General features: G+C 63.8%; 15 protein-coding genes. 5 read left to right on the top strand and 10 right to left on the bottom strand.

Going from position 1 to position 13245, the window contains the following annotated elements; genetic code table 11:
- The first annotated feature begins 15 nt into the window (after positions 1 to 15).
- Positions 16 to 459 (top strand): DUF4399 domain-containing protein, encoded by a 444-nt coding sequence (locus ACFQX9_RS13690; protein ID WP_377788912.1) that lies wholly within the window; start codon positions 16 to 18, stop codon positions 457 to 459.
- A gap of 4 nt (positions 460 to 463) precedes the next feature.
- On the opposite strand, the gene ACFQX9_RS13685 is transcribed toward ACFQX9_RS13690, so the two are convergent.
- From ACFQX9_RS13685 to pqqA, 10 genes are all read right to left on the bottom strand, one after another.
- Positions 464 to 1519 carry a 2-oxoacid:ferredoxin oxidoreductase subunit beta gene (locus tag ACFQX9_RS13685; protein WP_085351892.1) on the bottom strand — a complete coding sequence of 352 codons (1056 nt, stop codon included), beginning with the start codon at positions 1517 to 1519 and terminating at the stop codon, positions 464 to 466.
- A complete protein-coding gene (locus ACFQX9_RS13680) occupies positions 1516 to 3363 on the bottom strand; it encodes a 2-oxoacid:acceptor oxidoreductase subunit alpha (protein WP_377788910.1) in 1848 nt (615 codons plus the stop codon). The genes ACFQX9_RS13685 and ACFQX9_RS13680 overlap by 4 nt, the downstream gene beginning before the upstream one ends.
- The gene (locus ACFQX9_RS13675; RefSeq protein ID WP_085351890.1) at positions 3333 to 5132 is read right to left on the bottom strand and encodes an FAD-dependent oxidoreductase; all 1800 of its coding nucleotides are present in this window, start codon (positions 5130 to 5132) and stop codon (positions 3333 to 3335) included. Before ACFQX9_RS13675 ends, ACFQX9_RS13680 begins: the two co-directional genes overlap by 31 nt.
- Positions 5133 to 5364: 232 nt before the next feature.
- Positions 5365 to 6042: a DUF4286 family protein gene (locus tag ACFQX9_RS13670; protein ID WP_018454079.1), complete on the bottom strand. Its 678-nt coding sequence runs from the start codon at positions 6040 to 6042 to the stop codon at positions 5365 to 5367.
- Positions 6043 to 6054: 12 nt separating this feature from the next.
- Entirely contained in the window at positions 6055 to 7041 is a 987-nt protein-coding gene (gene pip, locus ACFQX9_RS13665) for a prolyl aminopeptidase (RefSeq protein ID WP_085351889.1), read from the bottom strand.
- A complete protein-coding gene (gene pqqE, locus ACFQX9_RS13660) occupies positions 7031 to 8230 on the bottom strand; it encodes a pyrroloquinoline quinone biosynthesis protein PqqE (RefSeq protein WP_018454081.1) in 1200 nt (399 codons plus the stop codon). The genes pip and pqqE overlap by 11 nt, the downstream gene beginning before the upstream one ends.
- Positions 8227 to 8538, bottom strand: a complete 312-nt coding sequence (gene pqqD / locus ACFQX9_RS13655; RefSeq protein ID WP_085351888.1) for a pyrroloquinoline quinone biosynthesis peptide chaperone PqqD — start codon at positions 8536 to 8538, stop codon at positions 8227 to 8229. Before pqqD ends, pqqE begins: the two co-directional genes overlap by 4 nt.
- A 10-nt stretch (positions 8539 to 8548) precedes the next feature.
- The gene (pqqC, locus tag ACFQX9_RS13650) at positions 8549 to 9316 is read right to left on the bottom strand and encodes a pyrroloquinoline-quinone synthase PqqC (protein ID WP_377789043.1); all 768 of its coding nucleotides are present in this window, start codon (positions 9314 to 9316) and stop codon (positions 8549 to 8551) included.
- A gap of 20 nt (positions 9317 to 9336) precedes the next feature.
- Positions 9337 to 10266: a pyrroloquinoline quinone biosynthesis protein PqqB gene (pqqB, locus tag ACFQX9_RS13645; protein WP_085385338.1), complete on the bottom strand. Its 930-nt coding sequence runs from the start codon at positions 10264 to 10266 to the stop codon at positions 9337 to 9339.
- A 118-nt stretch (positions 10267 to 10384) separates the two neighbouring features.
- Positions 10385 to 10465, bottom strand: a complete 81-nt coding sequence (gene pqqA, locus ACFQX9_RS13640; protein WP_007595659.1) for a pyrroloquinoline quinone precursor peptide PqqA — start codon at positions 10463 to 10465, stop codon at positions 10385 to 10387.
- Between the two features lie 250 nt (positions 10466 to 10715).
- Here pqqA and ACFQX9_RS13635 point away from each other — a divergent pair, with 250 nt between their 5' ends.
- The 4 genes from ACFQX9_RS13635 (at position 10716) to ACFQX9_RS13620 (ending at position 13211) form a co-directional block, all read left to right on the top strand.
- A complete protein-coding gene (locus ACFQX9_RS13635) occupies positions 10716 to 10973 on the top strand; it encodes a DUF6894 family protein (protein WP_007613759.1) in 258 nt (85 codons plus the stop codon).
- A gap of 104 nt (positions 10974 to 11077) precedes the next feature.
- Entirely contained in the window at positions 11078 to 12478 is a 1401-nt protein-coding gene (locus tag ACFQX9_RS13630) for an amidase family protein (protein WP_085385421.1), read from the top strand.
- A 2-nt stretch (positions 12479 to 12480) separates the two neighbouring features.
- A complete protein-coding gene (locus ACFQX9_RS13625) occupies positions 12481 to 12957 on the top strand; it encodes a glutathione peroxidase (protein WP_018454085.1) in 477 nt (158 codons plus the stop codon).
- A complete protein-coding gene (locus ACFQX9_RS13620; RefSeq protein ID WP_007613756.1) occupies positions 12954 to 13211 on the top strand; it encodes a DUF3297 family protein in 258 nt (85 codons plus the stop codon). Before ACFQX9_RS13625 ends, ACFQX9_RS13620 begins: the two co-directional genes overlap by 4 nt.
- The last annotated feature ends 34 nt before the right edge of the window (positions 13212 to 13245 follow it).

Here is a 13245-nt window from a genome sequence, read left to right as displayed (position 1 = left end):
GGTGGAGTTGGTTTGATGCAGATCCTTCGTTGCGCCGCGCTGGCGGCGGCGCTCGCATTGCTTCCGGGGGCAGCCTTTTCGCAGGGCAAGGCAGCGCCCAAGGACGCAAAGCTCTATTTCATCACCCCGCGTGACGGGCAGAAGGTGCGCGGCGGATTCTGGGTCCGGTTCGGCTTGCGCAACATGGGAGTGACCCATGCCGGCGACGAGTACCAGAACGCCGGTCACCATCATCTGCTGATCGACGTCAACGACCCCATCGATCCCAAGGAGCCGATCCTGCAGGACAAGTCGCATCTGCATTTCGGGGCAGGGCAGACCGAAACGCTGCTCGAGCTTCCGCCCGGGACGCACACGCTTCAACTCGTGCTGGGCGATGCCAAGCACTATCCGTTCGAGCCGCCCATCGTGTCGGAGAAGATCACCATACGCGTCCGGCAGCCGGCCGTGGCACGATAGGCAATCACCGCAGGCTGGCGTTGAACTTGTCCAGCGCCGCCGAGCCGGGGCAGAGCGTGTCGGCTTCCAGCGTGTTGAGCGGCGTTTCGACCGTGTTGAGATGCTCGTGCAGGTCTTCCGCGTCGGGATCGACATAGAGCAGGCCGGTGACGATCTGTCCCTTGGCGGCGTGCTTTTGCAGGAAGGTCTGGGCGCCGAGCCGGTCGTGCGGATCGTAGTCGGCATCGATCTTGCGCAGCGCGATCCTGCTGCCGTCATGCTGCTCGACCATTTGCACGGTGCCGGGTGCGTAATCCACCGCAATCGGATCGCGGCTGACCAGCACGTCGAGCCGGTTCACCGCGTCATTGTGCTCGCGGACATAGTCGAAGCTCTTGGTCGAGCCGGCATGGTTGTTGAAGGCGATGCAGGGGCTGATGACGTCGATGAACGACGCGCCCTTGTGGCGGATCGCGGCCGCGATCAGCGGCACGAGCTGGGTCTTGTCGCCGGAGAACGAGCGCGCGACGAAAGTCGCCCCCAACTGCAGGGCGATCGCGACGAGGTCGATGGCGTTGTCGGTGTTGGTGACGCCCTTCTTGGACTTCGAGCCGCGGTCGGCGGTCGCCGAGAACTGGCCCTTGGTCAAACCGTAGACGCCGTTGTTCTCGACGATATAGGTCATGTTGACGCCGCGCCGGATCGAATGCGCGAACTGGCCGAAGCCGATCGAGGCGGAATCGCCGTCGCCGGAGACGCCGAGATAGATCAGGTCGCGATTGGCGAGATTGGCGCCGGTCAGGACGCTGGGCATGCGGCCGTGCACGGAGTTGAAGCCGTGCGAATTGCCGAGAAAATAGTCCGGCGTCTTCGACGAGCAGCCGATACCCGAAATCTTGGCGACCCGGTGCGGCTCGATCGAAAGCTCATAGCAGGCCTCGATGATGGAGGCCGTGATCGAGTCATGGCCACAGCCGGCGCACAGCGTCGAGATCTTGCCCTCGTAATCGCGATGGGTGTAGCCGAGCTCGTTCTTCTTCAGCCCGGGATGGTGGAATTTCGGCTTTGCAATGTAGGTCATGACACGGCCTTGCGGAGCGGGGTCACCTTGATGTGATCCTGGTGGTCGCCAATGGCTTTTGCGATGAAGCGGGCGGTGATCGGCGAGCCGTCGTAATGCACGATCGGCACCAGCCGCACCGGGTCGATGCCGTTTTCGTTGACGATGAGCTGGCGCAGCTGGCTGTCGCGATTCTGCTCGACCACATAGACGAAATCGTGCTCGGCGAGGAAGCTCGCCACGCTGGAGTGGAACGGGAAGGCGCGGATGCGCAGGCGGTCGAGCTGATGCCCGCGCGCTTCAAGCAATCCGATCGCCTCGTCCATCGCCGGCGTGGTCGAGCCGAAATAGATCACGCCGTATTTGGTTGGCCGTTCCGCATTGGCCTGGAGCGGCCGCGGCACCAGATCCTGCGCGGTCTCGAACTTGCGCATGAGGCGCTGCATGTTGTCGGCGTAGACCGAGCCTTCTTCGGAGTAACGCGCATAGCGGTCACGCGACGTGCCACGGGTAAAATAGGAGCCCTTGGTCGGATGCGTGCCGGGATAGGTTCGGTAGGGGATGCCGTCGCCGTCGACGTCGAGATAGCGGCCGAAATCGCGGCCTTCGTCCAGCATCTCCGCGGTCATCACCTTGCCGCGGTCATATTGCTTGGCGTCGTCCCATTTCAGCGGACGGCAGAGCCGGTGGTTCATGCCGATGTCGAGGTCGAGCATCAGGAAGATGGTGGTCTGGAGCCGCTCGGCGAGATCGAAAGCCGCGGCCGCGAACTCGAACGCTTCGGCGGGATCTTCGGGGAACAGCAGCACATGCTTGGTGTCGCCATGCGAAGCATAGGCGCAGGCGATGACGTCGCATTGCTGGGTACGGGTCGGCATGCCGGTCGAGGGACCGGCGCGCTGGATGTTCATGATCACGGCCGGGATTTCGGCGAAATACGACAGGCCGATGAACTCGGTCATTAGCGAAATGCCGGGGCCGGAGGTCGCGGTGAAGGCGCGCGCGCCGTTCCAGGAGGCGCCGATCACGATCCCGATCGAAGCCAGTTCGTCCTCGCCCTGCACGATGGCGTATTTCGCCTTGCCGGTTTCCGGGTCGTGCCGGTACTTCTTGCAGTGCGCGGTGAAGGCCTCGGCCACGGACGAAGACGGCGTGATCGGATACCACGCGCACACCGTGGCGCCGCCATAGACGGCGCCGAGCGCGGCGGCGCTGTTGCCTTCGATGAAGATGCGGTCGCCGACCTTGTCGGACTTCTTCACCCGCAGCCCGGTCGGGCATTTCAGGTTTTGCAGCGCCCAGTCGCGGCCGAGATGCAGCGCGTGGACGTTGGACGAGAGCAGCTTCTCCTTGCCCTTGTACTGCTCGCCGATCAGCTGCTCGATCAGCTTCGGATCCATGTCGAGCAGCGCCGAGAGCGCCCCGAGATAGATGATGTTCTTGAACAGCTGGCGCTGGCGCGGATCGGTATAGGTCGAGTTGGTGATCGCGGTCAGGGGGACGCCGATCACGGTGATGTCGTCGCGGAATTTGGTCGACGGCATCGGCTTGGTGGAATCATAGAACAGATAGCCGCCGGGCTCGATGCCGGCGACGTCCTTGTCCCAGGTCTGCGGGTTCATGGCGACCATCATGTCGACGCCGCCGCGGGCGCCGAGATGGCCGTCTTCGGTCACCCGCACCTCGTACCAGGTCGGCAGGCCCTGAATGTTGGAGGGGAAGATGTTGCGGGGGCTCACCGGAACGCCGTGGCGCAGGATCGCGCGCGCAAACATCTCGTTGGCGCTGGCCGAGCCGGATCCGTTGACGTTGGCGAAGCGGACGACGAAGTCGTTTACGCTGCTGATCGGCTTTTTGTCGGACATGCTGAACCTGCGTGAGTCATCTCGATCAAATATTTCTGCATGTCCCAGGCGCCGGTGGGGCAGCGCTCGGCGCACAGCCCGCAATGCAGGCAGACATCCTCGTCCTTCACCATCACGCGCCCGGTCTTGAGGTCGCTGGACACATAGAGGTCCTGGTCCGGATGCAGCGAGGGTGCTTTCAGGCGCTGACGGAGATCGCCTTCCTCGCCGTTGTCCGTGAAGGTGATGCAATCCATCGGACAGATGTCGACGCAGGCATCGCACTCGATGCAGAGCGAGGTCGAGAACACGGTCTGGACGTCGCAGTTCAGGCAGCGATGAGCTTCGCCCAGCGCCAGCTTGACGTCATAGCCGAGCTCGACCTCGGTGCGGATGTCCTTCAGCGCGATCACCTTGTCGCGATGCGGCACCTTGTAGCGCTTGTCGTTGGAGATGTCGTTGTCATAGCTCCATTCGTGGATGCCCATCTTCTGCGAGGAGATGTACACGTCGGGCAATGGCCGCTCGGTGATGTCCTCGCCCGAGAGCATTTTGTGGATCGACAGCGCGGCGTCATGGCCCTGCGCCACCGCCCAGATGATGTTTTTCGGCCCGAACGCGGCGTCGCCGCCGAAGAACACCTTCGGGTTGGTCGAGACGAAGGTTTGCGGATCGACCTTGGGCATGTGCCATTTATCGAACTCGATGCCGCAGTCCTGCTCGATCCAAGGGAAGGCGTTCTCCTGGCCGACCGCGACCAGCACGTCGTCGCATTCGATGGTCTGGTCCGGCTCGCCTGAGGGGACGAGGTTGCGGCGGCCCTTGGCGTCGTATTCGGCCTTCACCTTCTGGAAGGTGATGCCGGTGAGCTTGCCGTTTTCGTGGACGAACGCTGTGGGAACGAGGAAATTGAGGATCGGAATGTCTTCGTGGAGCGCGTCTTCCTTCTCCCAGGGCGAGGCCTTCATTTCCTCGAAGCCGGAGCGCACGACGACCTTCACCTCTTCGCCGCCGAGGCGACGCGCAGTGCGGCAGCAATCCATCGCGGTGTTGCCGCCGCCGAGCACGATGACGCGCTTGCCGATCTTGTCGGTATGACCGAACGAGACCGAGGACAGCCAGTCGATGCCGATATGGACGTTGGCGGCTGCTTCCTTGCGTCCGGGGATGTCGAGCTCGCGGCCGCGCGGTGCGCCGGAGCCGACGAAGATTGCGTCGTACTTCTCCGCGAGCAGCGCCTTCATGCTCTCGATGCGATGGCCGCTCTTGAAGTCGACGCCGAGACCCAGGATGTAGCCGGTCTCCTCGTCGATGACCGAATCCGGCAGGCGGAATTTCGGGATCTGCGAGCGCATCATGCCGCCGGCTTGGGCATCGGCGTCGAACACGGTGCAATGATAGCCGAGCGGCGCGAGATCGCGGGCGACCGTCAGCGAAGCGGGACCACCGCCCACGAATGCAACGCGCTTGCCGTTCTTGGCCGAGGGGCGCGGCAAGCGCTGCGTGATGTCGTCCTTGAAGTCGGCGGCGACGCGCTTCAGGCGGCAGATCGCGACCGGCGTCTCCTCGACGCGTCCGCGGCGGCACGCCGGCTCGCATGGACGATCGCAGGTCCGTCCCAGAATTCCTGGAAACACGTTCGATTTCCAATTGATCATATAGGCGTCGCTGTAGCGGCCTTGGGCGATCAGTCGGATGTATTCGGGAACGGGAGTGTGCGCAGGACAGGCCCATTGGCAATCGACCACTTTGTGAAAGTAGTCGGGGGCCGCAATATCGGTCGGTTTCATTCCTACCCTGTCCGCGCAGGCTCAAAGACCCCGCGGCCTTTTCTTGAGCTTGCGAACGCTAACGCGCGGCGATCTGGTTTCTGAATGACGTCATTGGGTTAGCTTATTAGAACCGCTCCGAAGTACAACGGCAAATTTCGCGCTTCCCCTCTTTCATGGGAGCTACGCGCGCACAGATTAACGGCCGTGCGCAGTATGTGGCGGTGCAGCATGTTGCGATGCGTCCAATGGCTTAGTTGCGCGCGATGTCGCTCTTCGCGAGGTCCCACATCAGGCAGTAGGAGCCGACCGACACGGGAAGCGGGAATGGCGAGGCGGCAGGGCCGGTGAAGCGCTCGGCGATCACGGACGAGACCGCGCCGACATGCGTGCCGTCGATCAGCACGAACCAGTCGCGCGCGCCTTCGTTGCGCACCGCCGGAATATCCGCGGTCGCGCCTGATAGTTCCGGCTCGCTTTCGAGCAGATGCATGGAGATGATGCCGTCGTGTTTTTCCGGCGCCAGCCGTTCTTGCAGTGCGTCACGCCACGCGACTGCATTGTCCGCCGTCGGCCGCAGCCGCACGAGGCCGAGCGCCGCGCCGCGTCCGGTACCGTTGCTGATCGTGATGCGGGCGACCACGCGGAGCATGTCCTTGAAATGCGCCATGCTCCGCCGCGACCATTCGGTCTGACTGGCGAGCCTCGCCCGGTAGGCGGGACTGTCGAGCACGTCGAGCGTCGCGGTTGAATACAGCGAGAGATATTTGGGATTGGCGGCGTGCGCGACATAGCGCCGCGCTTCGAGAAAGCCCTCGATCGCAACGCGCTCTTCCAGATGCTCGCGATCGTACCAGCGGTTGAAATCGGGTTCATTTGGAACGTCGATATTCATCGACGTGAGCAACATGCCCTTCCCGGCGAGTGGCATTTTCTTGTCCCGCTATCGCGAAATCTTCGAAGCGATATCTGCGATCGACTTCATGACCGCGTCCCGCACGCCGGTATCATAGAGCGAATGGCCGGCTTCTTCCACGATGCGAATCTCGGAACCCGGCCACACTTTCGCGAGCGCCTGCGATGTCTCGGGAGGGCACAACAGATCGTAGCGGCCCTGGACGATGATGCCGGGAATGCCGTCGAGCTTGCCGGCGTTCCGCAACAACTCGTTCTCCGTCATGAAGCTGTCTTGGACGAAATAATGCGCCTCCATGAACGGCGTCGCCGGCAATGTGCGCCACACGTTCAGCGACGCCAGATCCAGCCGTGTCTTTGCCGCCTTGTGCTCCGACAAGGCGCGTTCGGTATCGTGCCAGGCGCGCGAGGCCGGGCCATGCACCGCCGGATCGGGATCGAGGATGCGGCGATAGTAGGCTTCCACCGGTTGCGCGCGCTCCTCGACCGGCAGCACGCTCAGAAAATCGTCGTAGAGCGCGGGGTAGAATTGCGACAGGCGCGAGGTGAAGGCGATCTCGACTTCAGCACGCGTGCCGAGAAAGGTCGCGCGCAGCGCAATTCCGGAGACGCGCTCGGGATGCGCCTGCGCATAAGCCAGCGCCAGCGTCGCGCCCCAGGAGCCGCCGACCACCATCCAGCGCGCGACGCCGAATTTCTCGCGGATCTTTTCCATGTCCGCGATCAGATGCTGCGTGGTGTTGTGTGCGCGCGATCCCTTCGGCCGGCTGCGACCGCAGCCGCGCTGGTCGAACAGCACGGCATGAAAACGGTCGGGATCAAACAGCCGGCGGTGGTCGGGCTGGCAGCCGCTGCCGGGGCCGCCATGCAGATAGACCGCCGGGATTCCGTCGGTGCGGCCGACGCTCTCGACATAGAGCTCGTGGCCGCCGCCGACGTCGAGCATTTCGGAGGTCAGCGGTGCAAAGGGATCGGCGCGCTTGACTGAGCTGGCCGCGTCGGCGTCAGGCACCATTCTCGGATTCCAGGGTGCCGCCGGCGAAATTGCGATAGAGGAAGCGGTTGGTTTCGCCCTCAGCCTCGCGCTCGGCCTGCTTGAAGATGGTCTCGTGCAGCGGCGACAGCGCGCAGGCGGGATCGGTGTTGGCGGCGTCGCCGGTCAGCGCAAAGGCCTGGCAGCGGCAGCCGCCGAAATCGATCTCCCGGAATTCGCAACTCTTGCACGGCTCCTTCATCCAGCCGGTGCCGCGGTAGCGGTTGAAGGCGTCCGAGTTCTGCCAGATCCAGGCGATCGAATGGTTGGAGCGCACGGATTCGAAGTCGAGCCCGGTGATGCTCTCGGCGGCGTGGCAGGGCAGCACCTTGCCGGCCGGCGAAATGTTGAAGAACTGCCGACCCCAGCCGCCCATGCACTTCTTCGGCCGCAGCGCGTAATAATCGGGCACGACATAGTCGATCGTGAGCCGGCCCTTCAGCCGCTCGCGCGCCTCCTCGACGATGCGGGTGCACTCGTCGAGCTGCGCCACCGTCGGCATCAGCGCGGCGCGGTTCTTTAGCGCCCAGCCGTAATATTGGACATTGGCGACCTCGAGCCGGTCGGCGTCGAGGTCCACCGACATCTGGATGATATCAGACAGCTGGTGCAGGTTTTGCCGATGCATCACCGCATTCACGGTGAGCGGCAAATCGAGCTCGCGCGTCCATTTTGCGACTTCGAGCTTCTTGCGGTGCCCGTTTTTGTAGCCGCCGACGCGGTCGGCGAGGGCTTCTTCAACGCCCTGAAAACTGATCTGGACGTGGCAGAGCCCGGCATCGGCAAGTTCGCTCAACCGCTCACGCGTCAGCAGCACCGCCGAAGTGATGAGGTTGGTGTAGAGCCCGACGTCGCTCGCATGCTTGACCAGCTCGACGAGGTCCTTGCGCGCCGTCGGCTCGCCGCCGGAGAAATGCACCTGCAGCACGCCGATCTCGGCGAGTTCGCTCAATACCTTCTTCCATTCCTCGGTCGTCAGCTCCTTGCCCGAGCGGTCGAGCTCGACCGGGTTGGAGCAATAGGGACATTGCAGCGGGCAGCGATGGGTGATCTCGAGCAGCACGGCGAGCGGAATGCCGAACGTCTCTGCCGTCGAGCGGCTCTTCTCCAGCACCGCGAGGCTGTCGCTGGCGTCGGGCGGGATGGTGGGATTGCCGAGCACATCGCTCATGACGTCTTCTCCCGGGCCTCCGTGAGAAAGCCCTTGTCGGCGAGATCCTGCAGCATGACGATGACGTCGGCCAGGATCGCCTCGCGCGGCGCGGCGTATTTTGCCGCGAGTTGGTCGGACATTTCGCCGACATTGCGCTCGCCGTCGCAGAGCTGCAAGACCTCGACCGCGATCTCGTCCGGCGCCAGCACGCGTTCGGGCGCCAGGATCACCCAGACATTTCGCGTCTCGTCATATTTCAGCTTGGCGTGCCGCGGCAGAACCGGCCTGCTCGTCTCGCTGACGCTGATGTGACGCGGCCCGGCCATCGCTCGTTCCTCAGCTCGCCTTTTGGTGTTCTTGGGGCACGAACGCGCCCGGCGGAATATGGCCCTCGACATAGGCGTGTTGCAACGCGTCGAGCTGCACCCATAGCACGTTGGTCTTGAAGATCAGCGCATTGCAGACGGACGCGCGTTGCTCGGGCGTGACGGCATGTGCCTTGACATAGTCGAGCGCAAAGCCGGCGTCGCGCGGCGCCTGCGCCAGCCGGCGCTTGAAGTAGCTCATGATATCAGGATTGACGAAGTCGTAGTGCTCCAGCATCCCGGAGATGCGCTCTTCGTGCAGGTTCGGCGCGAACAATTCGGTGAGCGAGGACGCGATCGCCTCCAGCGGCGACTTCTCGCGGCAATAATGCACATAGGCTTCCACCGCAAAGCGCGTCGCCGGCAGGATGCCTTCGGTCGATTCCACGTAAGCCGTGTCCAGCCCGAGGCCTTCGGTCAGCTTCAGCCAGCGCTCGATACCGCCTTCGGAGCCGATGTCGCCGTCATGATCCTCGATGCGGTGGCGCCATTCCAGCCGCGTGGCGCGGTCGCGGAAGCGCGAGATCACCACCGCGTCCTTGATCGGGATGGTGCTCTGGTAATAGTAGCGGTTCAGCGCCCAGGCCTGCACCTGGCCCTTGTTGAGCTTGCCGCCATGCAGCAGTCTATGGAACGGATGCAGGCTGTGATAGCGCGTCGCACCGATGTGACGCAGCGTCGCCTCCAGCTCCTCGGCGCTAGTGAGCCTGATGTCCTTGCCGATCGAGAGCGCGGTCATTCCAGTCAGTGACGCGGCATTCACAGCACGATCTCCGTTCCGTCCGCGGGTATCTGCCAGCCCGCCGCTTCAGCGGCCTTGCGCTCCGGGGAAGCGGGCAGCAGCGCCGGATTCGAATTATTGATATGCAGAAATATCTTCCTGTCGAGTGTGAGGTCGGCGAGCCGCGCGATGGCGCCGTGGTCGCCGGACATCGCGACGTGGCCCATGCTTTTGCCGGTCTTGTGGCTAAGCCCGGCCTTGATCATCTCGTCGTCCTGCCACACCGTGCCGTCGAAGAACACCAGCGCAGCGCCGTCGATCTCGGCCTTGAGCGCGTCGGTGACCTCGGCGCAGGCGGCGATGAAGTAGAAGCATTTGCCGGTTGCTTTGTCGGTGATCTTCAGCCCCAGCGTATCGCCTTCGCCGCTGTCGCCGCCCGGATGCGTCTTGCCTTCCAGGTACCAGGCCGATTTGCCCGAGACCGCGAAGGGCAGCACCTCAAGTCCTGAGCGCGCCCCGTCCGGCAGCCGCGGCTCGAACGGCTCATTGATGCCGATCGGCTGGCGCTGCACGTTTTTCTCGTTCAGCACATTGAAGATGCTGTTCGCCCTCAGGATCGCCAGCACCTTCTCGTGCGCATAGACCGTGAAGGGCGAACCCTCGCGCATCGACAGCAGGCCGGCCACTGCGTCCACCTCGCTGTTGGTCAGGATCACGCCTGCGATCGGCGTATGGCGCAGCGCGCCTGCCTTCGGATGCAGCTGTGGCGTCGCATTCAATTGCTGGCGGAGGTCGGGGGAGGCGTTGATCAAGAACCAGTGCTCGCCGTCGCCGCTGAAGGCGACCGAGGCTTGGGTCCGTTGCAGCTCTTGGCCGTTATCACGGGCCGTCCGGCAGCCCTCGCAGCCGCAATTCCATTGCGGCACTCCGCCGCCGGCTGCGGCGCCCAGGACGACGACGCGAAGCATGATCCGTCTCCTGGAGGCAATGTCGCGAGGTGGACCTCACGCAAACACAAATCCTGTCTTCCGGACATGCATCGTGACCGAAAGATCCACCTGCGCAGAACGCGAACTCACCAACCGCTTACTTGCGGGTGGCGCTCACATACATGTTGATTTCCATGCCACAGGGCACTTCGACGATCTTCGGGGCTTTCCAGGCCATTTTCGGCTCTCCATTTTCGAGAATTCGGACGTATCCGCCCAACCCTTAAGTTAGTGCGGGTGGAAAAGTTCGCCAGTGAAATTTTCCCGAGAAAGCCATGTTGCGGCGCGAAAAATGCTGCCGGAACGATACTTGCTGGTGATGCTGCCTTGCGCCCGGCGCATTCGGTCGCGAACCCTGTCCTGATAAAGCGGTTGTGAGTGCAGTGCAGCTTTCAATCCGGTACAGGCGACCCAACTGGAACTTCGTGATGCCCAGATATTTCTTCAACACCCGTATCGGCGACGAACTGATCGTGGATCCTGAGGGAGAGGATTTGCGCAATCCCGATCGCGCCTGGGAGGTTGCCCGCCAGATGATTCTGGAGGTGCTGAGATCGGAAGGCACCCAGCCGGCCCTGCTTGAGGCCGTCATCGAGGTCACCGACCGCGAAGGCGAGATCGTGCTCGAATTCCCCTTCACCGAGGCACTCCTGGACATTCCGGACCAGTCCGCCACCCGGCATTAAGGCTTGCCCTCGCCACCGTCGCAATGGCGGAGGAATCCCTGCGAAATCCGCATGGCTTTGCCGCGTTCCCGGGGCTAAAAGACGCCGGTTACACGGAGCAAGTCATGCAAGATCTCTGGCGCCTGTCGGCGGCCGACCTCGCCAATCTCGTCAAAACCAAAAAGGTCTCCGCCAGGGAGGCCGCGCAGGCCGGCCTCGCCCGGCTCGACGCCGTCAATCCGAGCCTCAACGCCGTGATCGACCACCGGCCCGAGGACGTGCTCAAGCAGGCCGACGCCGTCGATGCCGCCATCGCCAGGGGCGAGGACCCCGGCATGCTGGCCGGAGTGCCCGTGACCATCAAGGCCAATGTCGACCAGGAGGGCTTTGCCACCACCAACGGCCTCAAGCTCCAGCGCGACCTGATCGCGCGCGAGGACAATCCGGTGGTCGCCAATTTCCGCAAAGCCGGCGCCGTTCTGCTTGGGCGCACCAATTGCCCGGCCTTCTCCTATCGCTGGTTCACCACCAACCTGGTCCACGGCGACACCAAGAACCCCCGCGACGCCTCGCTGACGCCGGGCGGCTCGTCCGGCGGCGCGGGCTCGGCGGTCGCGGCCGGCATCGGCCATATCGCCCATGGCACCGACATTGCCGGCTCGATCCGCTATCCCGCCTATGCCTGCGGCGTGCATGGCTTGCGCCCGACCTTGGGCCGCATCCCGGCCTTCAATCCGGCCCTGCCGGAGCGCCCGATCGGGCCGCAGATCATGGCGGTGTCGGGGCCGCTGGCGCGCACCGTCAACGACATCAGGATTTCGCTCGCGGCCATGTCGGCCCGCGACATCCGCGATCCCTGGTTTGTGCCGGTGCCGCTGGAAGGCCCCGCGCGGCCGAAGCGCGCCGCGCTCTGTCTCGACCCGGACGGCCTGGCCACCGCGCCCGAGGTGAAGGCCGCCGTCATCGACGCCGGCAAGCGGCTCGAACGGGCCGGCTGGACCGTCGAGACAATCGAGAACACCCCGCCAATGCGCGAAGCGGTCGAGTGGCAGATCAAGCTCTGGCTCGGCGACGGCTATGAGGCGCAGCTCGAGATGGCCGAGCGTGAAGGCGATCCCGGCGCGCTGGCGTGCCTGCGTGGCAACCGTGCCAGGGTCACGCCGATGGACCAGGCCAATTACGCCAAGGCATTGACCCGCCGCGCCACGCTGACCCGCGACTGGATGCTGTTCTTCGAGACCTATGCCGTGCTGCTGACGCCGGTCTCCGGCGAACTGCCGTTCCCCGATCATCTCGACCGCAAGGACGACTCTTCCTTCAAACGCGTCTGGGAAGCGCAGTTGCCGCAGATCGCCATTCCCTTCATGGGCCTGCCGGGCCTCGTGGTCTCCACGGGCCTCGTCGGCAAGGCGCCGGTCGGCGTGCACATCGTGTCGGGCCGCTATCGCGAGGATCTCTGCCTGCTCGCAGGCGAGGCGATCGAGGCGGGCGGCGTGCCGCCGTCGCCGATCGATCCCGTAGGTTAGCGATGTCCGCGATCTACGACTTCAAGGCCAACTCGCTTCTCGGCGAAGAAGTGCCGATGCGCAGCTTCGAAGGGCAGGTGCTGCTGATCGTCAACACCGCGAGCAAATGCGGCTTCACGCCGCAGTATCGCGGGCTGGAGGATCTGCATCGCGACCTGTCCCCGCGCGGCTTCTCGGTGCTCGGCTTTCCCTGCAACCAGTTCGGTGCGCAGGAGCCAGGGCAGGCGAGCGAGATCCAGGCGTTCTGCTCGACCAATTACGACGTCACCTTTCCCCTGTTCGAGAAGATCGACGTCAACGGCAGCAATGCCCATCCGTTGTATGAGTACCTGAAACGCCAGCAATCCGGCCTGCTGGGCGCCTCCATCAAATGGAATTTCACGAAATTCCTGGTGGACCGCGCCGGCAAGGTGGTTTCGCGCTATGCGCCGACCGCGCGGCCCGAAGGATTGCGGCAGCAAATCGAGACCCTGTTATGAGCGAGACAATCATGAGCGACGAATTTCCGGACCGCCTCTCGGTCGATCCGAACAGCCCCTTTTACAATGCGGACATCCTGGCGCGCGACGTCGGCATCCGCTTCAAGGGTGTCGAGAAGACCAATGTCGAGGAATACTGCATCAGCGAAGGCTGGGTCCGCGTCACCGCAGGCAACGCCAAGGACCGCCACGGCAACCCGCTGACCATCAAGGTGCACGGCCCGGTCGAGCCGTATTTCAGGGATAAGAAGTAGTTTTGGAATGCGAAGCGTGCTTGGGGCACGCCGT

It is taken from the genome of Bradyrhizobium sp. GCM10028915 (assembly GCF_042666195.1).
GTDB classification, from domain to species: Bacteria; Pseudomonadota; Alphaproteobacteria; order Rhizobiales; family Xanthobacteraceae; genus Bradyrhizobium; species Bradyrhizobium canariense_D.
Note: the sequence above shows the minus strand (reverse complement) of the source record. Positions and strands in the feature narration are given on the sequence as shown.

Coding starts and splice junctions, on each gene's coding strand:
- ACFQX9_RS13690 (WP_377788912.1), top strand. CDS start 16: ATGCAGATCCTTCGTTGCGCCGCGCTGGCGGCGGCGCTCGCATTGCTT.
- ACFQX9_RS13685 (WP_085351892.1), bottom strand. CDS start 1,519: ATGACCTACATTGCAAAGCCGAAATTCCACCATCCCGGGCTGAAGAAG.
- ACFQX9_RS13680 (WP_377788910.1), bottom strand. CDS start 3,363: ATGTCCGACAAAAAGCCGATCAGCAGCGTAAACGACTTCGTCGTCCGC.
- ACFQX9_RS13675 (WP_085351890.1), bottom strand. CDS start 5,132: ATGAAACCGACCGATATTGCGGCCCCCGACTACTTTCACAAAGTGGTC.
- ACFQX9_RS13670 (WP_018454079.1), bottom strand. CDS start 6,042: ATGCCACTCGCCGGGAAGGGCATGTTGCTCACGTCGATGAATATCGAC.
- pip (WP_085351889.1), bottom strand. CDS start 7,041: ATGGTGCCTGACGCCGACGCGGCCAGCTCAGTCAAGCGCGCCGATCCC.
- pqqE (WP_018454081.1), bottom strand. CDS start 8,230: ATGAGCGATGTGCTCGGCAATCCCACCATCCCGCCCGACGCCAGCGAC.
- pqqD (WP_085351888.1), bottom strand. CDS start 8,538: ATGGCCGGGCCGCGTCACATCAGCGTCAGCGAGACGAGCAGGCCGGTT.
- pqqC (WP_377789043.1), bottom strand. CDS start 9,316: ATGACCGCGCTCTCGATCGGCAAGGACATCAGGCTCACTAGCGCCGAG.
- pqqB (WP_085385338.1), bottom strand. CDS start 10,266: ATGCTTCGCGTCGTCGTCCTGGGCGCCGCAGCCGGCGGCGGAGTGCCG.
- pqqA (WP_007595659.1), bottom strand. CDS start 10,465: ATGGCCTGGAAAGCCCCGAAGATCGTCGAAGTGCCCTGTGGCATGGAA.
- ACFQX9_RS13635 (WP_007613759.1), top strand. CDS start 10,716: ATGCCCAGATATTTCTTCAACACCCGTATCGGCGACGAACTGATCGTG.
- ACFQX9_RS13630 (WP_085385421.1), top strand. CDS start 11,078: ATGCAAGATCTCTGGCGCCTGTCGGCGGCCGACCTCGCCAATCTCGTC.
- ACFQX9_RS13625 (WP_018454085.1), top strand. CDS start 12,481: ATGTCCGCGATCTACGACTTCAAGGCCAACTCGCTTCTCGGCGAAGAA.
- ACFQX9_RS13620 (WP_007613756.1), top strand. CDS start 12,954: ATGAGCGAGACAATCATGAGCGACGAATTTCCGGACCGCCTCTCGGTC.